Below are 20,878 nucleotides of genomic sequence, written 5' to 3'. Positions count from 1 at the left end.
TTTGTTTTTTTATGGAAAACGATGCATTGACACATCGGGATAATTGTATACAATTATATTTATATTCAGAAAAAGGAGGGGTGACATTTTTTCATGAGCTCTGCAAATCCAGTCAAAAGACAGTCTGCAAGTGATTACGCCTACAATGAAATCAGAAAAAAAATCATCGAACTCGAATATTCGCCTTCTGAACAGCTCGTAGAAGACAATCTTGCAAAGGACTTGGAAATCAGCCGAACTCCGCTGCGCCAGGCTCTTTACAGGCTGGAGCTTGAAGGATTGGTCAATAAACAGCCAAACGGCCGGCTCCGCGTCTGTCCGATTTCACCGGAAGAGGCGAAAGAGGTTTTTAAGGTCCGTGAAGCGCTGGAAGGATTGCTGACCGCCGAGGCCGCACGGCTTGCCACGACGGAGCAGCTTCACCAGCTTGAAGACCGGCTCGAATTAATGAAGATGGCTGCCGCCAAAGACCGCCATACGGATACGGTCAAATACGGTTCTGAATTTCATTCTATCTTGCAATCCATCAGTGTAAATCTAACAGCCAAGCGATTTCTCGAACAATTGGAAAACAGGATCGAACGGTACCGGAGAATCAGCGGATACAAAAATCCTCATTACAAACCATCGGTATCCTTCAATGAACATTTGGCAATCTATCATGCCGTCAAGGAAAGAAACGAACGTCAGGCAGAAGCAGCCATGCGCTCCCATATCAGACGAAGCCTACATTCCATTGAAGAAACGCTCCAAAGCTATACACTCAACCGCTAAACAGCCGATGCCTCGTTTTTAAAAAAACGAAAATGAGGTGGAAAAATGGGCAAACACGATGTTTTTAAACCGGGATTAGAGGGTGTTGTCGCCGGTGAAACGGGAATTTCCTACCTGGATACCGCGGCTGAAGAAATCGTCATCAGAGGCTATGATTTAATCAGGCTTGCCGAACAAAAAACGTATCTGGATATCCTGTATCTCCTCATCCAAAACAAGCTACCGGATGCGATGGAGCTAAAAGGAATTGAAAGCGCTTTAAAGAACGCTTATGATCTTCCCAACGGGATTTACACCATTCTGTCAACACTTCCTCAAGATACCCACCCAATGGATGCGCTCAGAACCGGGATTTCGGCTTTGTCGGGGTATGACCCTGAACTGAATGACCGGTCGAAAGCGGCAAATGCGGCAAAAGCGCTTCGCTTGATCGCACAGGTGCCGAACATTGCCGCAAACAGCTACCGCATACTACATCAGCAGAAGACGATTATGCCGAATAAACAGATGTCATACAGCCAGAACTTTTTATACATGCTCACGGGTAAAGAGCCGAGCGAACAGGAAACGGACGTCTTTGATCAGACGCTTGTGCTTTACAGCGAGCACGAAATGCCGAATTCCACGTTTGCCGCCAGGGTCATCGCGTCGACCAATTCGGATATATACGGCGCCTTTACAGGAGCAGCCGCGTCCCTAAAAGGGAACCTGCACGGCGGCGCAAATGAAGCCGTCATGCATATGCTTCTCGAAGGTGAAACAAAATCCGGCTTTATCAAACTGATCCAGCAAAAATTAGCCAATAAAGAAAAGATTATGGGATTTGGCCACCGTGTCTATATGAGAAAGATGGACCCGAGGGCCGCATTGTTGAAAAAAGCCCTGTTTTCGCTCTCTCACAAAACGGGGAGGCAGGACTTATACGATATGTGTGATGCCGGTGAAACGCTGATGCGCGAAGAAAAAGGGCTGTATCCGAATCTAGATTATTACGCCGCCCCGGTCTATTACCTGCTCGGCATTCCGATCGATCTGTACACCCCGATTTTCTTCGCGGCGCGATCGGCCGGCTTAAGCGCGCACGTCATTGAACAGCATGACGAAAACAGACTGTTTCGTCCGCGGGTTCGCTACACAGGGCCGCGCGGTCTTCAGCCATAAACAACATTTATACGGAAGGAAGGGATGCTTTAGATGGTTATGCAAAGTACAACGGCTCAATCGTGTGACCGGTTGCTTGAAGACATTGCAGATTACGCGGTACATGCGACAATCACGAGTGAAGAGGCGATCGAGACGGCCCGCTACGTTCTAATGGATACGCTCGGCTGCGGTATCTTGGCCCTCAAATTTCCCGAGTGCACAAAGCACCTCGGGCCGATCGTCCCCGGAACGGTTGTCCCGAACGGCGTCCGCGTACCGGGCACCCAATTTGAACTGGACCCGGTCCAAGGCGCATTTAACATCGGCTGCATGATTCGCTGGCTTGATTATAATGACACATGGCTTGCCGCTGAATGGGGCCATCCGTCTGACAACCTTGGGGCGATTTTAGCATGCGCAGACTTCTTGAGCAGACAGCGGCTCGCCGCGGGAAAAGAACCGCTCACAATGAGCGATGTGCTTACGGCGATTGTGAAAGCTCATGAAATCCAGGGAATCCTCGCACTCAACAACAGCCTGAACAGAAACGGACTTGACCATGTCTTATTCGTCAAAGTCGCTTCTGCGGCTGTGGCATGCTCTCTATTGGGCGGAACGAAACAGGATGTGATCAATGCCGTTTCACAGGCATGGGTCGACAACTCAAGCCTCAGGACATACCGCCATGCGCCGAACACCGGCTCGCGGAAATCATGGGCTGCAGGCGATGCGACAAGCAGAAGCGTGCGGCTTGCCCTTATGACCTTAAAAGGCGAAATGGGCTATCACACGGCTCTGTCCGCGCCGACGTGGGGATTCCAGGACGTGCTGTTTGGAGGAAAAGAGTTGACGCTTGCAAGGCCGCTCGATTCTTATGTCATCGAAAACGTCCTCTTTAAAATTTCGTATCCGGCCGAATTCCACGCCCAAACAGCGGCTGAAGCGGCGATTCAGCTTCACGGCCAAGTGAAGGACAGACTTGATGACATTGACCGTATCGTAATCACGACCCACGAATCCGCCATCAGAATCATCGACAAAACCGGAAAGCTGCACAACCCGGCAGACCGCGACCACTGCTTGCAGTATATTACGGCAATCGGGCTGATTTACGGGGAGATTACCGCTGAACATTATGAAGACGAAATCGCACATAATCCGGAGATCGACCGCCTCCGTGCGAAAATGAAAACGGTGGAAAACAAACAGTATTCCGCCGATTACCTCGATCCGGAAAAACGAAGCATCGCAAACGCTGTTCAAGTATTTTATAAAGACGGCACACATTCGGAGAATATCGCCATCGAGTACCCGATCGGCCATCGCCGCAGGCGGGATGAAGGCATCCCTCTGCTAAAAGAAAAATTCGTCAGCAATCTGAAAACGCGTTTTCCTGCAAGACAGGCGGAGAATATCAATACTCTCTTGGATGATCCGCAACAATTAAAGAACACAACCGTCCCGGACTTTATGGAACTGTTTGTAATCTAGGGGGAATTCATATGTGGATTGTTACGAAACAAGCAAGCCAGTGCGAGCTGGCCGACGCTTTCAGAAGGCTTATCAAATCACCGGACATCCTTAAAATCCCCGGCGTCCATGACGGAATGGCAGCCATCACCGCCAAAAACGTCGGCTTCAAAGCGCTCTACCTGTCAGGCGCCGCTTATACGGCAAGCCGGGGCATGCCCGATCTCGGCATGATCCATTCGGAAGAAATGGCGGATAAAGCCCGCGAGCTTGTCAGAGCCGCCAACCTGCCCGTCTTAGTCGACATAGACACAGGCTACGGCGGGGTGCTGAATGCCGCGCGTACAGCGGCCGAAATGGTTGAGAGCAGAGTCGCGGCCGTTCAAATCGAAGATCAGCAGCTTCCCAAAAAATGCGGGCACTTAAACGGAAAAACGCTGATCCCGATAGAAGACATGATCGCAAAAATTAAAGCAATCAAAGAAACCGCTCCTTCCCTTGTGGTCGTGGCTCGTACGGATGCAAAAGCGGTGGAAGGGACAGAAGCTGCCATCAGGCGGGCCATTCTATACAAAGAAGCGGGGGCTGACGCGATTTTTCCAGAGGCGCTGACAAGCGAAGCCGAATTCAAAGAAATCGCGTCTGCCGTCAATGCCCCATTGCTCGCCAATATGACCGAATTCGGAAAAACGCCTTATTTTACGGCCGAAGAATTTCAATCTTTCGGATTCAGCATGGTGATCTATCCGGTCACTTCCCTGCGCGCCGCGGCAAAAGCGTATGAACGCACATTTACGGAAATTTACGAAAAAGGCACGCAAAAAGGCGTGCTGAACGATCTGCAGACGCGTGAAGAACTTTACGATGCCATTCATTACTATGATTACGAAAAGCTCGACGAGACGATCGCAAAAACCGTACTGCCCGAGATCGGTAAAGAAAACCGCTGATATTCCGGACCGGTTTAAGCTAACCGCAGCAATGCAAAAGAGGCAAGCCCGCATCCGGGCTTGCCCTTTTCATATCACGACTGATACTGAACGCGATGTAGACTGGCGAATATTCCTCCCTTTTCAACCAATTCATCGTGTGATCCTTCTTCTGCAATACCGTTTTCCGTTACCACGACAATCCGGTCGGCATTCTTAATGGTGGCGAGCCTGTGGGCGATGATGAGCGTTGTCCTGTCTTTGGACAGCTCTGTCAACGCATTTTGAATGATTCGTTCCGTTTCCGTGTCAAGGGAGGATGTCGCTTCATCCAAAATGAGGATAGGCGGGTTTTTCAAAAACATTCTCGCGATCGCGATCCGCTGCTTTTGGCCGCCTGAAAGCTTCAGTCCCCTTTCGCCGACCTCGGTTTCGTAACCGTCCGGAAGCGACTCGATCAGCTCCTCCAAATGAGCCATTTTGGCCGCACGCCTGATATCTTCATCAGTTGCATCCAATTTCCCGTATGCAATGTTTTCGCGCAGCGTCCCCGTAAACAGGAAAACGTCCTGCTGAACGATGCCGATTTGTGAACGCAGGGACCGCTTCGTCATCTTGCGAATGTCAATGCCGTCAATCGTAATCGAACCGCCGTCAACGTCGTAAAAACGCGGAATCAGCGAGCTGATCGTCGTTTTTCCCGCGCCCGACGGCCCCACAAACGCTACCGTCTCACCCGCGTTTATCGTTAAATCGATCCCGTTTAAGACAGGCTTATGCTCTTCATATCCAAACGTAACGTTTCGGAAGACGATATTTCCTTCTAAAGCCGGAACATCAATCGAATCTTTCCGGTCGACAATCAGCGGCTTTGTATCAATCAGCTCCGTAAACCGTTTGAAACCGGCCATTCCTTTTGGGTAAAGCTCCAAAATCGCGCTGATTTTATCAATCGGCTTAAACAGGACATTCACGTAAAGAACAAAGCCGACAAATTCGCCGTACGTCATGCCTCCTGAAAAACTGAGCCACGCACCGAACACGAGGACGGAAAGAATCATGAAACGCGTCATTAAAAATGTCCCGGCGGTCGTCATGGCCATCGTTTTATAGCCTTTCAGTTTTGCCTTGCGGAACTTTTGGTTGTTTTTCAAAAAACGCGAAATTTCATAACGTTCATTTGTGAATGATTGGACGACTCGCACGCCTGAGACGCTGTCCTCAACCCTTGCGTTAACATCGGCAATTTCCCCGTACATTTCACGCCAGGCCTTGTTCATTCTAACATTCGAATACGTGATCAGGACGATCAAGAGCGGCACGAACAAAATGGCGACAAGCGCCAGCTTCACATTGATCGTCAGCATGATCCAGAACGCGCCCAAAAAGGTCATGACCGCGATAAACAGATCCTCCGGCCCGTGGTGCGCTAGCTCTCCGATATCAAAAAGGTCATTGGTGATGCGGCTGATAATATGCCCCGTCTTCGTATTGTCAAAATACTTGAACGATTGGCGCTGCACATGCTGAAACAGCTCCTGGCGCATGTCGGTCTCGATGTTGATTCCCAGTTTATGGCCGAGATAATTGACGATATATTGAAGCCCGGTGCTGATCAGATAGATGAATAATAGTCCGATGCTGACCCAGACGATTTCGGCCCAGTCGCCCCCTGGAATCAATGTATCGATGAACCACTGAACAACGAGCGGAAACGCGAGCTCTAAAGCGGCGACGATGATCGCGCTTGTAAAATCAATGATAAACAGCCGTTTATGAGGTTTATAGTATGAAAAAAAGCGGCGAATCATGAGAGAGTGCACTCCTTTTAAAAAATCTCTATGAAATAGATCGTATCATAGATTAGATAATGAAGTGCTAAAATTCCGAAAAATAATTGAATAACATTCTCAAATAGCTCATAACGCAAGCCCGGCTTCTTTCGCCCCCTCTGCCACGAGCCCGGCGATTACCCCTGCGCCGTATTCGCAAAAATGGGTATCGTCTTCCGCTCCGTCCGGGTAGTTTGGATGTTCCCCGGGCTTCAGCCATAAAAACAGCTTTTTTGACGATTCGGGTCCCAAAGTCTGAAGCAGGCGGCCGCTTTTTGATGTGAGGTCGATGAGCGGAACACGAAGTTCTGCAGCAAGCTGTCTCATGGCATCCGGATAATCGCCGTGAGTGTCGCGGAGCCTTCCTTCCGAATCGAACGATCGTCGTTGAACGGGCGTAATCAGCACCGGATTGGCCTGTTTCATCCTGGCGCATTCAACGTATTTGCGCAAATAAGCCTGGTAGGAACCATACGGCTCAGTATGGCGCTCATCAGGCTTTTGATCGTTATGGCCGAACTGTACGAACAAATAGTCGCCGTTTCGCATATGCTCCATGATCCGTTCGAGTCTTCCTTCCTCGATAAAGCTCTTTGAGCTTCTCCCTGACGCCGCTTCATTGTGCACAAGGACGCCCTGGTTTAAAAACGCCCCTATTCTCTGTCCCCATCCTGCTCTCGGCGCAGCCGAAGCATCATAATACGACACCGTTGAATCACCGGCCAGAAACAATTGAATGTTTTCCATCCTCAATCCCCCTCAGGAAGTTTTTTAATAGATTAATCTGAAAATCGAAAAATAACAATAACTAATCCATATTTATCCATTTTGTTCGTTATACGACTCTTTTATATGTGTAAAATACAGAAAACTAGCAGCAATCATTGAATATTTTAAATTTTTTCAAGAAATTTACGTAAAAATATTTACTTGTTTGGTAAATGGTGATAGATTAATTAAACAAGAAAAGGAATTTAGCTGATCGCGATCGTATAGCCGCCTTTTCTTGCTGCTTTCCGGACGTCCTCTAACCACATTGCCATTTAGGAGGAACATGTTGATGCTTAAACGAAAAATCATCAGTAAAATCAGTATTGGTCTATTAACTTCTGCAGCACTGTTTTCATTTATCCTTCCTACCAATGAAGCAAATGCACAGGAAGTGAGCACGAGTCATTTCAGAGGTCCGATTTTTTGTCCGCCTCCATTTAAGCCTAAGCCGCAGCCGCCTCAATATCCGAAACCTGATAATCCGCTGCCGGATAACCCGACTCAGAAACCGGTGCTTGAGGTCAAAGCCGTTAACAGCAATAAAGAATGGACAACCTCTGATATCGAAATTACTTACAAACCGAATACATTCGTCGGTACAAGCTATGTTGAATTCAACTTCCCGTACCGTTTTCATGCAAGCACAAGAGATACGCTAAATGGTAAAACCCTTGACTACACGCAAATTTTAAATGACGGACAGACAGTCAGAGTACCCGTCTATGCATTGAGTTCGTCTGAATTCAAACTGGTGATGGTTCGGAAAACGCTTCCAAACGCAGGCACGCACAGAATTACAGCCGAACTGCAGCAGAACGGAAAGAACATCAATCATGCGGAAGCTACGCTGGAGATCGTTCCTCGTTAAATGTATACCGGCCGGCTCACATTGGGAGCCGGCTTCCTGATCATACTGCTTCTGATACATAATAATAGATGTAAACGTTTTTAGAACTTTTTTCAAAAAATATTTACCCGTATGGTAAATAATGATAGATTAAGTGAGCAGGAAAAGAAGCCAAATTGCCGTTTAGGAGGGACTAATCGATGCTTAAACGTAAGTTTATTGGAAAAATGCGTGTTGGCCTGCTAGCATCTGCAGCATTGTTTTCTTTTATTCTTCCGTCCCAGGAAGCAAATGCCGCTTTTTACAGGAGCGAACCGGCCCTTCATGTCGAAACCACCCAAAGTAATAAAGAATGGACGACTTCCGACATTGAAGTCACCTACAAACCGAATATGTTCGTCGGCGCGAGCTACGTCGAATTTAACTTCCCGTACCGCTTCCATGCGAACACAAGGGATTCGCTAAACGGCAGAACATTAAACTATACCCAGATTCTGAATGACGGACAAACCGTCAGAGTTCCCGTGTATGCATTCAGCTCCTCCCAGTTTAAGCTGGTGATGGTCCGAAAAACGCTTCCGAATGCCGGCACACATAGAATCACCGCGGAATTGCAAAAATGGGGAAGAAACTACGGCCATGCGGAAACGACGGTGGAAATCGCTCCGCGCTAAAATGTTAAAAAACTCCGGAGGTTCACGCTCCGGAGTTTTTTACGCCTGCGCCGCGCGTCCGGCCAGCGATTTAAAACAGATCACGGCACTGATATTGCAGCACACAATGACGACAGCCATCGGCATCGCCGTATGGCTTCCGGCGATGCCAACGAGCGGCGCCGCAGCCGCGCCTAAAATAAACGGCAGCAGCCCCAAAAGCGCCGATGCGCTCCCGGCTGACTTCCCTTGGCTTTGCATGGCCAGAGAACCGCCAGACGTCGTCACGACTCCAATGCAGGAAACGACGATAAAGAGCGGGATCAAAACAAACATGAGCGGGGCATGAAAGGCGATGGACAAGAACAGGATCAGGCTGGCTGTCAATGATATCAACAGCCCGCATCTCAATAGGGCTGCTTCACCGAACCGGCCGGCCAGCCTCCCCGTAATCTGGGCAGCGATGATAATGCCAAGGCCGTTTACTGCAAAACAAAAGCTGAAAGCTTGGGCCGATAGCCCGTAAATATTTTGCAAAACGAACGGAGAGGCAGATATGTAGCCGAACATCCCGGCTACGATCAACCCTTGAGCCAATGCATATCCCATAAAGGCCCGCTGGCCGAAAAGCTTTCCGAAAGAGACGAACGTCTCTTTGAAACCGCCTGCCGTACGCTTTTCCGGGGAAAGCGACTCTTTAATTCCAATGATGACGGCCAGAATGATGATGATGCCAAAAGCGCCGATAATGAAAAAGACGCCGCTCCATGAAGTCACTTTCATAAGCTGTCCGCCTGCCACCGGTGAGATGATCGGGGCTATCCCGTTGACGAGCATCAGCAGCGAGAAAAATTTCGTTAACTCAGTACCCGAATATAAATCACGGGCAATCGCACGGGATATCACGATGCCGCCCGCTCCAGCCGCACCTTGAATAAACCGCATGGCGATCAATACCCAGACAGATGAGCTCAACGCGCACAAAAAAGATGCCGCGGCAAAAACGGCCAATGATACGAGCAGCGGCAGCCTCCTTCCGAGCACATCACTGAAAGGGCCGATAACAATTTGTCCGACTGCCAGTCCCAGTAAGCACGATGTTAAGCTAAGCTGGACGATGGACGCAGTCGTATGTAAATCTGCAGCCCCGGCAAATATAAATCGATCACAATCGGACCGATCCCGGATAAAATGCCCAATATCACGGCAATCCACACGCGGTTCGGCCGCGCTTTCGCCCGATCGGCAACACCGGCCTGGTTGTTTGCTATATTCATTGGATCACCCTTTCAATCATTTATGTTGCTGCCGGATCAGCAAGTCCCAGTCTTCCATCGTATTATATCTAATTTTACATTTCTGACAAATGAAAAAACCGGGCCCGCCCGGTTGATCAGTAAGATTCATATCTTTTAAAGACAAATATGATGCACGCGAACAGAAGGATCACAAATCCGGCTGAAGAAAACACCATCAAGCCGAAGGCATCGTCCCATGAACCGTTCTTGATAAAATAGACTGCCTGGTTTTGCGCTTTATCAGGCGTCCATTCGGTAAAACGCGGAAACAGCGACCCCGCAAATGAAACAGCTGCAATCATACCGATGCTTGCCCCGGCAATACCTCCAATATGGCGAAACAAAGCGCTGAAAAACAGCGTAATGGTCATCACAAACACAATCCAGATGCCGTAAACCAATAAGCTAAACAAAAACCTGGCAAAGGCAACCGGGGTAAATAAAAGATTTGTATAGTAGAAGACGAGACTATAGCTTGCGACAAAAGACACCAAAGCGAGGATGACGTGGGCAAGCCACTTGCTCCCTACATAGTGAAGCGGGCTCACCGGCCTCGCCATAATCAGTGAAAGCGAGCCCTGGTTCCGTTCATTCACAATGCTTCCCATCACACTGAATACGAAGATGGCAGTGCCGACCGTCCCAAATTGGGATAGCGTACTGGCCAAAACCTCTTCACCGCTGGGCTTTGGAATGTTGATGACTGCCCCTTCCGGCAGGTTTCCGGCCATATCAATGATTTCAGGCATATAATACAGGCTGATCGGCTGCATAAGGCCGATCAATATGAGGACGACAGGCAGCCACAATAACTTTCCGTCCTTCCAGCTCTCTTTCCACTCTTTCTGAAATAAAATATAAAATGAATTCATAGCCCCATCACCTTCATATAAATCTCTTCCAAAGACTGTGTTTTTTGTTCAAAATGGAGGACCGACACGTTTCTTCTCAGACATTCCGCTAATAATTCGCGGACGTATGCCCGATCGGATAAATGAAATTCGGCTTTTGACGGCTGATCAAGGGTGAGCCCTGTGACATAAGGGAGTTCTTCGAGCCACCCTTCAAGGCTTTCCTCGGCTTTTAGTATAAAAGACGGCGTTTGATGCTTCGTCTTTAACTCTGAAAGCGGTCCTGTCCACCTTGCCGTTCCATTTTTAAGCATGATAATCTCATCACATACCTGCTCCGCATCATGAAGGACATGAGTAGAAAATAAAATCGTCATCCGTTTTTTTAAATCCTTCATCAAATCGAGCACTTCACGTCTTCCCGATGGGTCCAACGCGGAAACGGGCTCATCCAGAATCAGCAGCTCCGGCTCATGGATCAGAGCCTGTGCCAGTCCGAGCCTTTGTTTCATCCCTCCTGAAAATCCCGCGATTTTCCGGTCGCCGCACTTCTCCAAACCGACATAGCGCAATACTTCCCTGCTTTTCTCTTGAACATCGCGGCGACTCAAATCGGAAAGCCTCCCGGCAAACCGCAAATATTCTTCCGCCGTCATCCATGAAAAAAATGCAGGGTGCTGAGGAAGATAGCCAATGCGGCTCCGGGTTACGGTTTTTCGGCCTAAAAATTGAATCTGCCCTGAAGTCGGCGTTAAAAGGCCTGACAGCATTTGCAGCGTTGTTGTTTTTCCGGCTCCGTTAGGTCCAAGAAGTGCAACAGATTGATGGTGCCTAATATCAAAACTTAGATGATCTACAGCTTTATGCTGCTGATAAACTTTTGTTAATCCTTTCACGGACAGCATCACATGTGCCTCCTTTTACCGATAACAAAGTACGAAATTGGCCCAATAAAACTGATGCCGGCAATAATCAAGAGCCATAGCCACTTGGGACCGTTTAATTCCTCCTGTTTGGAGCAGTTCACCAGTGCGGAAATGACAAGGATAAGATATAACACGATTAACGGGGCAATCAGCGCCCAAGGTATTTCAGATGCGGCCATTACGACATCCCCCTTTTTTTATGATAGGGTCTGACGACAAATAAGTAGTAGAATAATACAGGCATCGGAGTTTGAATGAGCCCCCAAATCCCCCAAAACCACGCATTGCTTCCCTTTTTCTTTGCATCAAGAAAAAGGAGAATGCTTTGCACTAATAAAAGCGGAGAAATCAACAGCAAAATCGTCAATTTTTCTTGAGTCATATCAAGGTTCATCTATTTCAACCTCCCCGTCCGCCGTCCGGCGCCGCTTTTTTTCAAACATGACAAGGGCCGGAAGGAGTATAAGCGCGGCTCCCTGCACCGTCAAAAACAAGACAGGCACTTGAATCGAAATCGTGATATATAAGGACAAAATCACAAATGCCGAAACCATAAAGCAAAGCAATTCCTTCTGCATCGCCCGTTTCCGCTCTTGTTTAAACCTGGCTAACTGCCGGTTCAGCTCAAATTGATGGAGAGGGGCAGGTTCAAAGGCGGCATCGATTTTTTTCAGCTCCTGCTTCAAATGTGAAATCGTCTCTTTTTCCTCTCGTTCATTCACCGGTCCCACTCCTTTCGAATTTTCTTTAAGCCATGATGAACGCGGGATTTGACAGTACCCTCTTTTATTTTCAGCATCTTTGCCACTTCGGGGTATGTGAACCCGTAATAATGCCTTAATAAGATCGGCATTCTGAATTCCGGCTCAAGCGCAGCAAACATCTCCAAATAGTCGTTCCACTCATGTCCGCGGAGGGATGATTCCCATTTCATCTTCCGCAAGGCATCCTCCCTGGCTGCCTGCGTCCTGCGGTATTCCCGTTTTTTCCGACGCTGGTGATCGATAATGAGACGGGAAGCAATCGAAATCAGCCATGTTGAAAATTTTGCGCTTCCCTGGAATTGCTGAAGGCTGATATATGCTTTGAGCATCGTTTCTTGAACCAAATCCTCTGTCAGATCGGGATGGAGCGTTGATTTGAGCACATATTGATATAAAAAGGGGTAATGCAGCCGAAATAGTGTTGAAAAGGCGTCATCTTCTCCATTTTTTGCTTGCATGACAAGTTCTTTTTCATCTGTCTGATCCACTAAAATGACAATCCCCCTTTCCTTTGTCTCCATATATTAGACGACATCTGTCGGCAAACCGTTCAATTCCATTCTAAAATAAAAAATGACCTTGTTTTCCGTTCGCCAATTATGGTGTACTTGAAGCTAAAGGGGGAGAAAGCGGGATGGAGTTGCAAGAAAAGCTTATTTTTGAAGAAAAACGAATCGCAAAAAAAGATCATGCGATGTTTTGGGGCGCTGTCTTTTGTTTTTGGTTTGCTACATATATCTACGTCCCCGTTTTCGGGCTGTATCTTGACAGCATCGGTTTTTCCTACTCGGCGATTGGGATCATTTTGGGAAGCTACGGCATCACGCAGATATTGCTGCGTTTTCCATTCGGGATTTTGTCTGATGTGCTCTCTCCGCTGAGGAAACATCTGTTTGTCACCGGCTTTGCAGCTGCTCTTTTGAGCAGTTTGATATTTCTGTTGTCCGATTCGTTCGTTATGGTGATCACCGCCCGGCTGCTTGCCGGGATTACGGCCGCGATGTGGGTCATGGCTACGGTTTTATACTCACAGTATTTTCCGAAGGAACACTCATCGAAAGCGATGGGCATTTTGCAGTTTTTAACGGTGCTTCCGCAGTTCGTCAGCATGGCTGTCAGCGGGTACCTCGTTCATTTGTTCGGCTGGATGTTTCCGTTTTGGATCGGCGCCGTCTTCTCATTGATCGGGCTTGTGCTGTCATTTTATATTAAAGACAACGGAACGCGCGAACCTGTCGGAAGGATGCCCGTTTCCGATTATGTGAAACAAACGTGGCGTCTCCCGCGGCTCAAAACGATTACACTGCTGTCATTTTTGGCCCATGCCGTCTTATTTATGACCGTTTTCGGATTTACGCCGATCTACACGGAGACGATCGGCATTGATGAGAAACAGCTGCTGTGGGTGATGTGCGCCTTTTTCATTCCCCAAGCTGCCGCTTCTGTATGGTGCATATTTTACAGCATCAAATCAGTCAGCTCCGTCATCTTGATTTGTTATGTGATTACCGGACTTTTCCTTTGTGTACTGCCGTTTGCGAAAACGCTCTTATCCGTCTGCCTGATTCACGCTGTCATCGGGCTGACATTGGGACTTATCTTTCCTCTCCTGCTCTCAAGCATTGTCCAAATCGGTTCGCAGAAGCTGAAAATGTCAGTCATGGGCTTTTACCAGTCTTTTTATGCGATCGGCTTTTTTCTCGGTCCGATCGCTGCAGGGAAAGTGGCGGAACAATTGGGACTTGGCGAGGTGTTTTGGTTTGCGGGGGTTTTGTCATTTGCAGCGGCTGTAGTGGCGGTTGTTTCAAGACCATTCGGCAAGACAAAAAGCAGGCGGGGATGAAGCCTGCTTTTTGCTATGCTCAATAGGAAATTTTCGCGGAGCCGGCAGGATACCAATAGCCGTCCTGCGCTTTTGCCCATCCGTAAACGGTGCCGCCCGACTCGATTTTATCCCTGATCAGCTCAAGCCGTTCATTTGATTTCGCCTCATACCTGCTTCCTGTTTTCAACGGGATTTTCACAGACAAAATGTTGTCCGTCACTGTATCGGGTTCTTCATTAGTGCTTGTCCATGCGACTCTATCATAATATGTCAGATTAAATGGATTTTCCAAACCTTTAATATAAAAGTAGACTGTTTTGCCTGTAACCTTTACATCTGTATATGCCGTGCTCAAGGGATGAATCATACCATGGGAAGCTGTTTTTCCGTGTTCCGCTGCTGATGCTCCGACTGCGCCGGAAAGCAGCATTCCGGCCATTAAAATCCCAACCGCTAATTTTTTGAACATCATTACTCCTCCCTGTCAATTTATTTTCCATTTAATGTGTAATATTACCATATAATTCTTTGTTAACATTTGTAATTTTTTTGAATTTTAAAAAGCGATGATCCTGCGGCGTTGATCTTCGCTTTGCCCGCTCTAATAAGGGTCCTGGGAATGTCCTTTTTCTTCCGCTTGTTTCGGCGCGTCTTCAGCGCCTTCGGCTCCTATCGGCTCCCTGCTGGATGTATTTTGGCTTGTGGCGTTCTTTAGCCCCTCCTCAACTCTTCTTCCATATTCCTCGTCGCATTGCTTCAGCATCTCGATCATTTTCGTCTGGATTCTTTGGTCGCATGGAAGAAGAGTATTGACCAGGTTCATAATGAGCTCGTCTTTTTCCCAATCATCGAACTTCCTGTAAGTCTCCCCCGCCTGCTTGAAATTGTTTTGCCTGTCAATGCTTTCGCGGACAAGCTTCCCTTCTACATGCGGCGTATATTCCTTGCCGTCTTGCTTTGCTTCTTTTAACCCGTTGATCGTGGAAGGCTCATAGTTGATATGCGGGCTTTGTTTTTCCCCCAAGTCGACTTTGTATTGCATCTGTCCTCCCCTCTGATTGGTGGCAACCCTTTTTTTCGGAGCATTGATCGGCAGCTGCAGATAATTGGCCCCGACTCTGTAGCGCTGCGTATCCGAATAGGAAAACGTTCTTCCTTGGAGCATTTTGTCATCCGAAAAATCGAGCCCGTCCACAAGCACCCCTGTTCCAAATGCGGCCTGTTCGACTTCTGTAAAATAGTCTTCCGGATTTTTATTCAGCACCATTTTGCCGACAGGAAGCCACGGAAATTGATCCTCGGGCCACAGCTTTGTATCATCAAGCGAGTCAAAGTCGAGCTCCGGGTGTTCATCATCACTCATGATCTGGACGAACAGCTCCCACTCCGGATAGTCCCCCCGCTCAATCGCTTCATACAAATCCTGTGTCGCGTGATTGAAGTTTTTCGCCTGAATCTCTCCCGCTTCTTTTTGGGTCAAATTTTTAATGCCTTGCTTCGGCTCCTAGTGATATTTCACAAGAACCGCTTCACCGTCTTTATTGACCCACTTGTAAGTATTAACGCCTGACCCCTGCATTTGCCTGTAGTTTGCCGGAATGCCCCAAGGCGAAAACAGAAAGGTGATCATATGCATGGCTTCAGACGTATTGGAGATAAAATCGAAGATCCTTTCCCCGTCCTGAACATTTGTAACGGGATCAGGCTTGAATGCATGGATTAAATCGGGAAATTTCACGGCATCGCGGATAAAGAAGATCTTCAGATTGTTTCCCACGAGATCCCAGTTTCCGTCTTCCGTATAAAATTTAACGGCAAAGCCGCGCGGATCGCGAAGCGTTTCCGGTGAGGAGATGCCGTGCGTGACCGTTGAAAAACGGACAAATACGGGTGTTTTCTTCCCTTTTTCCTGAAAGAGCTTTGCCCTCGTATATTTTGAAACCGGCTCGTTGCCGGCCGTGCCGTACGCTTCAAAATATCCATGGGCGCCCGCTCCCCTGGCATGAACGACCCTTTCAGGAATCCTTTCCCTGTCAAAATGGCTGATCTTTTCTAAAAAATCGTAGTTTTCCAATGTTGAAGGGCCTCTGTTGCCTACCGTTCTGATATTCTGGTTGTTTGTTATCGGATGCCCTTGCCGATTGGTTAACGTATCTTCCGCTTCCATATCCGACTTTTGCTGATGTGATGGTTGATCCATACCTACACTCCTTTATTTGGAAATAATATTTAATTTGTCCCAAACAAAAAGAAGTATACTTCCTAAAGGCAAGACCATAACATTTTGAAAAATAGTCTAATTTTTTGTTTATAATAATTATAAATAAATATTGTTTTTTTCTTGAGAAATGTTATCATTATTTTTGTAAACAAATTTTACGCGAGGTGATCCTTTTATGACGACAAACAAAAACAGCCTGACAACCAGCTGGGGAGCTCCGGTTGGCGACAATCAAAACTCAATGACGGCGGGTTCCCGGGGACCGACGCTCATTCAAGACGTCCACCTTCTTGAAAAGCTCGCCCATTTCAACAGAGAGCGCGTCCCTGAGCGGGTTGTACACGCAAAAGGCGCCGGTGCGCACGGTTATTTTGAAGTAACGAACGATGTTTCGAAATATACAAAAGCAAAATTTTTATCGGAAGTAGGAAAACGCACACCTCTATTCATTCGTTTTTCCACCGTTGCGGGTGAAAGCGGCTCAGCGGACTCCGTGCGTGATCCGCGCGGATTTGCCGTCAAATTTTACACCGAGGACGGTAACTACGATCTAGTCGGAAACAACACGCCGGTATTCTTCATTCGCGATGCGATTAAATTCCCTGATTTCATTCATACGCAAAAGCGCCATCCTGTTACACACTTGAAAAACCCCGACGCCGTGTGGGATTTCTGGTCTTTATCCCCTGAATCTTTGCATCAGGTGACGATCCTCATGTCTGACCGCGGAATTCCGGCGACATACCGCCACATGCACGGTTTCGGAAGCCACACATTCAAATGGGTGAATGCCGAAGGTGAGGGCGTATGGATTAAATACCACTTTAAAACAGAGCAGGGCATTAAAAACCTGACGGAAGAAGTGGCCGCCAAGATTGCAGGCGAGAATCCGGATTATCACACTCAAGATCTATATGAAGCGATCGAAAAAGGCGATTTCCCGGCATGGAAGCTATACGTACAAATCATGCCTCTGGAGGATGCCGATACGTACCGTTTCGACCCGTTTGACGTCACAAAAGTATGGTCTCAAAAAGATTATCCTTTGATTGAAGTGGGCCGAATGGTATTAAACCGGAATCCGGAAAACTATTTCGCTGAAGTCGAACAGGCGACATTCTCACCGGGAACGCTCGTGCCAGGCATCGAACCATCGCCTGACAAAATGCTTCAGGGACGCCTGTTCGCATATGCCGATGCCCATCGCTACCGTGTCGGGGCAAACCATAACAGCCTGCCGATCAACCGTCCGAAAAACGAGGTGCGCAACTATCAGCGCGACGGACAAATGCGCTTTGACAATAACGGCGGCGGCTCCGTCTACTATGAGCCAAACAGCTTCGGAGGACCGGCGGAAACACCGGAAAACAAAACAACGGCATATCCTGTATCAGGGTCAGCGGACAGCGTTGCCTATGACCACAATGATCACTATACGCAAGCAGGCGATCTGTACCGCCTTTTAAGCGAAGACGAGCGCTCACGCCTGATCAGCAACATCGTCGGCTCTATGGAACAAGTGACAAAAGATGAAATCAAGCTGCGGCAAATTCAGCATTTTTATAAAGCCGATCCGGAGTATGGCACACGGGTCGCAAAAGGACTAGGCTTGCCTGTTCCGCAAGAAGTGTAAAGAAACGCTCATTCTCAACTTTATTCTCATTTTCTCAAGTACAGGCATTCGTTTCACGCGGATGCCTGTACTTAATCCGGAAAGGCAGGGGATGTAGATGTGGAAGAGGAAAAAGTGATCGCACTGTTAAAAAAGCACGGCTTGCGCGTGACAGCTCAAAGAGTGTTGATTTTAAAAACGATGATTTCGATAAATGACCACCCTTCAGCGGAGGATATTCACCGGGAGCTGCCATTCATGAACCTGCCGACGATTTACGGCAATCTGAAACTGTTCGTAAGGATCGGAATTGTAAAGGAACTTCCGTATGGAGACGGAAAAAGCAAGTATGAACTTTTTAAACCGCACCATTATCATGTCATCTGTCATTCGTGCGGAAAAATCGTTGATCTTGAATATCCCCCGCTTAAAGAGGTGGAACACGCAGCTGCACAATTAACGAATTATAAAATTAACAGACACCATTTAGGGATTTACGGAATTTGTACAACATGTCAAGATCAGCAGCAGAGGTGAAAAACATGGAAAGAAAAAAAATCGGCTTATTGGTGATGGCTTACGGCACACCATACAAGGAAGAAGACATCATTCCGTATTATACGCATATCAGGCATGGAAACAGACCGAGCGAAGACATGATTGACGACTTAAAAAAACGCTATCAGCATATCGGCGGAATCTCCCCGCTTGCGGAGATCACATCGGTTCAGGCGAAAAAACTCGAAGAGGCTTTAAATGCCCGTCAGGATGATGTTGAATTCATCATGTATCTCGGCTTAAAACACATCTCTCCATTTATCGAAGATGCGGTAGAACAAATGAAACAGGATCAGATCGAAGAAGCCGTTTCCATCGTCTTAGCCCCCCACTACTCTACCTTTAGCACAGAAGTCTACAACCGACGCGCCGAAAAAGCCGCACAGGCGATCGGCGGCCCCCGGATTACTTCCATTCATGAATGGTACCAGGAGGAAGGCTTTATCAGCTACTGGTCAGAAGAAATCGGCGCGATTTTAAAGCAAATGCCGAAAGACGATTTACAAAAAACGATTGTGATTTGTTCTGCCCACAGTTTGCCTGAAAAGATTCTGGAGCATGGCGATCCTTATCCCGAGCAGCTCGCAGAAACGGCGGCATTGATCGCAGAGCGCCTGTCATTCGATCAGATCGCTGTCGGCTGGCAAAGTGAAGGCAATACGCCGGATCCTTGGCTTGGTCCGGACGTCCAAGACTTAACAAGGGAACTTTATCAGGAAGGCTTCCGATCATTCATTTATGCACCGGTCGGATTTGTGTCTGACCACTTGGAAGTTCTTTATGACAATGACTTTGAATGCAAAACGGTAACCGACGAGCTTGGCGCCGATTATTACCGCCCGCCCATGCCGAACGCTGATCCGCGGTTCATCGACGTACTTGCAGGCGTCGTCCTCCGCAAACTGCAGGATAAATAATGACTCATCATTTATGTCCAAAATGCCGGTCAAAGATTAAATATTTAAAGCACAGTATCATGTGCAAGTGCGGGATGAAGTTAAAAATGAATAAGCGGGCTATGTTTTGAAGGGACAGGCTAAAAAGCCTTCCCTTATTTTTTTGGACGAAATGCCCCGAAAATTCGTTTGTCTGCAAAAAAATGCAACATCCCCTCCCCCGAAAAGCCGATCGCGATATGCGCATTGCATCATATCTGTGCCATTTATCATAATCATCAGCTTATACTTGCACCCAACTCATATGATGATTATTCAGATTATTCAGTCTATTGTGCTATGATCTTTCCAATTCCAGTAAAAGGGAGGGGTCGCCATGGTTTTTCATCATCATCCGACTTAGCTTTATGAAAACGCTTACCAATACTTGTGACATCAATAAAAAGAGGAGGAGAACAATGAAAAAAATCATAAGCGTCATGTTCATTTTTATCCTTGGAATTACGGGGGCTTTATCTGCGGAAGCGGCGTCAGCAACCGCATCAAAGGTCAGTCCGCTGGCGGATTTCAGCTTAAAGGGCTTCGCTTCTTTAAACGGAGGAACAACCGGGGGAGAAGGCGGCCAGACGGTTACTGTGACAACGGGGGACCAGCTGCTCGCAGCATTAAAAAATAAAAGCCCAAATACGCCATTAAAAATTTATGTCAATGGCACAATTACAACCTCAAATACATCCGCATCAAAAATTGACATAAAAGATGTATCAGATGTGTCGATCGTCGGCTCCGGAACAAAGGGGGAATTAAAGGGGATCGGCATTAAAGTGTGGCGGGCAAACAACGTCATTATCCGCAACTTAAAAATTCATGAAGTCGCTAAAGGAGACAAAGATGCAATCAGCATTGAAGGTCCGTCCAAAAATGTTTGGGTCGACCACAATGAGCTGTACCACAGCCTGAATGTTGATAAAGATTACTATGACGGATTATTCGATGTCAAAAAAGACGCCCAATACATCACCTTTTCGTGGAACTATGTCCATGATGCATGGAAATCGATGCTCATGGGGAACTCTGACAGCGATAATAGCAACCGGACGATTACATTCCACCACAATTGGTTTAACAACCTGAATTCCCGCGTCCCTGCCTTCCGGTTCGGAGAAGGACACATTTACAACAACTATTACAGCAACATCATCGAAAGCGGCATCAACTCAAGAATGGGCGCCCTCCTCAAAATTGAAAGCAACCTGTTTGAAAACGCCAAAGATCCAATCGTCTCCTGGTACAGCGACAAGCCCGGCTATTGGGACGTGTCCAATAATAAATTTGTTAATTCCACAGGCAGCATGCCGACTACTTCAACAACATCCTATAAGCCGCCTTACAGCTATTCGCTCGACGGGGTAGACAATGTCAAATCGATCGTCACGCAAAATGCCGGCGTCGGCAAAGTCAATCCTTAATTTCAAGAGGAAACGTCCGGGAGCTCCCGGACGTTTCCT

20 protein-coding genes and 2 pseudogenes are annotated in these 20,878 nt (G+C 47.6%); 11 read left to right on the top strand and 11 right to left on the bottom strand.

From position 1 onward, the window contains the following. Positions 1-93: 93 nt before the first annotated feature. From V7126_RS03295 to prpB, 4 genes are read left to right on the top strand one after another with little or no spacing between them, the layout of a single operon-like run. The gene (locus V7126_RS03295; RefSeq protein ID WP_175076542.1) at positions 94-774 is read left to right on the top strand and encodes a GntR family transcriptional regulator; all 681 of its coding nucleotides are present in this window, start codon (positions 94-96) and stop codon (positions 772-774) included. Positions 775-819: 45 nt separating this feature from the next. Beyond that, entirely contained in the window at positions 820-1,935 is a 1,116-nt protein-coding gene (gene mmgD / locus V7126_RS03290; RefSeq protein WP_046129392.1) for a citrate synthase, read from the top strand. Positions 1,936-1,974: 39 nt separating this feature from the next. Then, positions 1,975-3,408, top strand: coding sequence for a bifunctional 2-methylcitrate dehydratase/aconitate hydratase (locus V7126_RS03285; protein WP_373688010.1), 1,434 nt, complete (start codon positions 1,975-1,977; stop codon positions 3,406-3,408). An 11-nt stretch (positions 3,409-3,419) separates the two neighbouring features. Further along, the gene (prpB, locus tag V7126_RS03280; RefSeq protein ID WP_216898866.1) at positions 3,420-4,337 is read left to right on the top strand and encodes a methylisocitrate lyase; all 918 of its coding nucleotides are present in this window, start codon (positions 3,420-3,422) and stop codon (positions 4,335-4,337) included. Between the two features lie 74 nt (positions 4,338-4,411). Here prpB and V7126_RS03275 read toward each other — a convergent pair whose 3' ends face one another. Next, positions 4,412-6,127: an ABC transporter ATP-binding protein gene (locus tag V7126_RS03275; RefSeq protein ID WP_175076545.1), complete on the bottom strand. Its 1,716-nt coding sequence runs from the start codon at positions 6,125-6,127 to the stop codon at positions 4,412-4,414. Between the two features lie 108 nt (positions 6,128-6,235). Further along, positions 6,236-6,895: a rhamnogalacturonan acetylesterase gene (locus tag V7126_RS03270; RefSeq protein WP_302052206.1), complete on the bottom strand. Its 660-nt coding sequence runs from the start codon at positions 6,893-6,895 to the stop codon at positions 6,236-6,238. A gap of 313 nt (positions 6,896-7,208) precedes the next feature. On the opposite strand from V7126_RS03270, the gene bslB (V7126_RS03265) reads away from it, so the two are divergent. Both bslB (V7126_RS03265) and bslB (V7126_RS03260) read left to right on the top strand, forming a co-directional pair. Continuing rightward, the gene (gene bslB, locus V7126_RS03265; RefSeq protein ID WP_046129387.1) at positions 7,209-7,787 is read left to right on the top strand and encodes a biofilm surface layer hydrophobin BslB; all 579 of its coding nucleotides are present in this window, start codon (positions 7,209-7,211) and stop codon (positions 7,785-7,787) included. A 179-nt stretch (positions 7,788-7,966) separates the two neighbouring features. Then, positions 7,967-8,440: a biofilm surface layer hydrophobin BslB gene (bslB, locus tag V7126_RS03260; protein ID WP_046129386.1), complete on the top strand. Its 474-nt coding sequence runs from the start codon at positions 7,967-7,969 to the stop codon at positions 8,438-8,440. Between the two features lie 39 nt (positions 8,441-8,479). Here bslB (V7126_RS03260) and V7126_RS03255 read toward each other — a convergent pair. The 7 genes and pseudogenes from V7126_RS03255 to sigY all read right to left on the bottom strand — a co-directional run bounded on the left by V7126_RS03255 (position 8,480) and on the right by sigY (position 12,746). Then, positions 8,480-9,696, bottom strand: a pseudogene (locus V7126_RS03255) (multidrug effflux MFS transporter). Between the two features lie 116 nt (positions 9,697-9,812). Beyond that, positions 9,813-10,589, bottom strand: a complete 777-nt coding sequence (locus tag V7126_RS03250) for an ABC transporter permease (RefSeq protein ID WP_046129385.1) — start codon at positions 10,587-10,589, stop codon at positions 9,813-9,815. Beyond that, the gene (locus V7126_RS03245) at positions 10,586-11,473 is read right to left on the bottom strand and encodes an ABC transporter ATP-binding protein (RefSeq protein ID WP_046129384.1); all 888 of its coding nucleotides are present in this window, start codon (positions 11,471-11,473) and stop codon (positions 10,586-10,588) included. The genes V7126_RS03250 and V7126_RS03245 overlap by 4 nt, the downstream gene beginning before the upstream one ends. After that, positions 11,473-11,673, bottom strand: coding sequence for a PLDc N-terminal domain-containing protein (locus tag V7126_RS03240; RefSeq protein WP_046129383.1), 201 nt, complete (start codon positions 11,671-11,673; stop codon positions 11,473-11,475). The genes V7126_RS03245 and V7126_RS03240 overlap by 1 nt, the downstream gene beginning before the upstream one ends. Beyond that, positions 11,673-11,888, bottom strand: coding sequence for a hypothetical protein (locus V7126_RS03235; protein ID WP_046129382.1), 216 nt, complete (start codon positions 11,886-11,888; stop codon positions 11,673-11,675). Before V7126_RS03235 ends, V7126_RS03240 begins: the two co-directional genes overlap by 1 nt. After that, positions 11,878-12,216, bottom strand: a complete 339-nt coding sequence (locus V7126_RS03230; protein ID WP_046129381.1) for a YxlC family protein — start codon at positions 12,214-12,216, stop codon at positions 11,878-11,880. Before V7126_RS03230 ends, V7126_RS03235 begins: the two co-directional genes overlap by 11 nt. Next, positions 12,213-12,746, bottom strand: coding sequence for an RNA polymerase sigma factor SigY (gene sigY / locus V7126_RS03225; RefSeq protein WP_046129380.1), 534 nt, complete (start codon positions 12,744-12,746; stop codon positions 12,213-12,215). The genes V7126_RS03230 and sigY overlap by 4 nt, the downstream gene beginning before the upstream one ends. A gap of 146 nt (positions 12,747-12,892) precedes the next feature. On the opposite strand from sigY, the gene V7126_RS03220 reads away from it, so the two are divergent. Beyond that, entirely contained in the window at positions 12,893-14,101 is a 1,209-nt protein-coding gene (locus V7126_RS03220) for an MFS transporter (RefSeq protein ID WP_046129379.1), read from the top strand. Positions 14,102-14,120: 19 nt separating this feature from the next. On the opposite strand, the gene V7126_RS03215 is transcribed toward V7126_RS03220, so the two are convergent. Together V7126_RS03215 and V7126_RS03210 are read right to left on the bottom strand one after the other, a co-directional pair. Beyond that, positions 14,121-14,552, bottom strand: coding sequence for a hypothetical protein (locus V7126_RS03215; RefSeq protein WP_046129378.1), 432 nt, complete (start codon positions 14,550-14,552; stop codon positions 14,121-14,123). Positions 14,553-14,684: 132 nt separating this feature from the next. Further along, a pseudogene (locus V7126_RS03210) lies at positions 14,685-16,283 on the bottom strand (catalase). A 196-nt stretch (positions 16,284-16,479) separates the two neighbouring features. On the opposite strand from V7126_RS03210, the gene katA reads away from it, so the two are divergent. The 4 genes from katA (at position 16,480) to V7126_RS03190 (ending at position 20,839) form a co-directional block, all read left to right on the top strand. After that, positions 16,480-17,937, top strand: coding sequence for a catalase KatA (katA, locus tag V7126_RS03205; RefSeq protein WP_046129377.1), 1,458 nt, complete (start codon positions 16,480-16,482; stop codon positions 17,935-17,937). A gap of 99 nt (positions 17,938-18,036) precedes the next feature. Further along, positions 18,037-18,453: a Fur family transcriptional regulator gene (locus tag V7126_RS03200; protein WP_046129376.1), complete on the top strand. Its 417-nt coding sequence runs from the start codon at positions 18,037-18,039 to the stop codon at positions 18,451-18,453. A 5-nt stretch (positions 18,454-18,458) separates the two neighbouring features. After that, positions 18,459-19,391: a ferrochelatase gene (gene hemH, locus V7126_RS03195; protein ID WP_175076547.1), complete on the top strand. Its 933-nt coding sequence runs from the start codon at positions 18,459-18,461 to the stop codon at positions 19,389-19,391. Positions 19,392-19,828: 437 nt separating this feature from the next. Then, on the top strand, positions 19,829-20,839 hold the full coding sequence (locus V7126_RS03190; RefSeq protein ID WP_046129374.1) for a pectate lyase family protein: 1,011 nt from the start codon (positions 19,829-19,831) through the stop codon (positions 20,837-20,839). Positions 20,840-20,878: the final 39 nt, after the last annotated feature.

This window comes from Bacillus sp. JJ675, from assembly GCF_036963165.1.
Lineage (GTDB): Bacteria > Bacillota > Bacilli > Bacillales > Bacillaceae > Bacillus > Bacillus glycinifermentans.
The sequence above is the reverse complement of the archived record's forward strand: the minus strand, read 5'-3'. Positions and strand labels throughout refer to the sequence as shown.

Coding starts and splice junctions, on each gene's coding strand:
- V7126_RS03295 (WP_175076542.1), top strand. CDS start 94: ATGAGCTCTGCAAATCCAGTCAAAAGACAGTCTGCAAGTGATTACGCC.
- mmgD (WP_046129392.1), top strand. CDS start 820: ATGGGCAAACACGATGTTTTTAAACCGGGATTAGAGGGTGTTGTCGCC.
- V7126_RS03285 (WP_373688010.1), top strand. CDS start 1,975: ATGCAAAGTACAACGGCTCAATCGTGTGACCGGTTGCTTGAAGACATT.
- prpB (WP_216898866.1), top strand. CDS start 3,420: ATGTGGATTGTTACGAAACAAGCAAGCCAGTGCGAGCTGGCCGACGCT.
- V7126_RS03275 (WP_175076545.1), bottom strand. CDS start 6,127: ATGATTCGCCGCTTTTTTTCATACTATAAACCTCATAAACGGCTGTTT.
- V7126_RS03270 (WP_302052206.1), bottom strand. CDS start 6,895: ATGGAAAACATTCAATTGTTTCTGGCCGGTGATTCAACGGTGTCGTAT.
- bslB (WP_046129387.1), top strand. CDS start 7,209: ATGCTTAAACGAAAAATCATCAGTAAAATCAGTATTGGTCTATTAACT.
- bslB (WP_046129386.1), top strand. CDS start 7,967: ATGCTTAAACGTAAGTTTATTGGAAAAATGCGTGTTGGCCTGCTAGCA.
- V7126_RS03250 (WP_046129385.1), bottom strand. CDS start 10,589: ATGAATTCATTTTATATTTTATTTCAGAAAGAGTGGAAAGAGAGCTGG.
- V7126_RS03245 (WP_046129384.1), bottom strand. CDS start 11,473: ATGCTGTCCGTGAAAGGATTAACAAAAGTTTATCAGCAGCATAAAGCT.
- V7126_RS03240 (WP_046129383.1), bottom strand. CDS start 11,673: ATGGCCGCATCTGAAATACCTTGGGCGCTGATTGCCCCGTTAATCGTG.
- V7126_RS03235 (WP_046129382.1), bottom strand. CDS start 11,888: ATGAACCTTGATATGACTCAAGAAAAATTGACGATTTTGCTGTTGATT.
- V7126_RS03220 (WP_046129379.1), top strand. CDS start 12,893: ATGGAGTTGCAAGAAAAGCTTATTTTTGAAGAAAAACGAATCGCAAAA.
- V7126_RS03215 (WP_046129378.1), bottom strand. CDS start 14,552: ATGTTCAAAAAATTAGCGGTTGGGATTTTAATGGCCGGAATGCTGCTT.
- katA (WP_046129377.1), top strand. CDS start 16,480: ATGACGACAAACAAAAACAGCCTGACAACCAGCTGGGGAGCTCCGGTT.
- hemH (WP_175076547.1), top strand. CDS start 18,459: ATGGAAAGAAAAAAAATCGGCTTATTGGTGATGGCTTACGGCACACCA.
- V7126_RS03190 (WP_046129374.1), top strand. CDS start 19,829: ATGAAAAAAATCATAAGCGTCATGTTCATTTTTATCCTTGGAATTACG.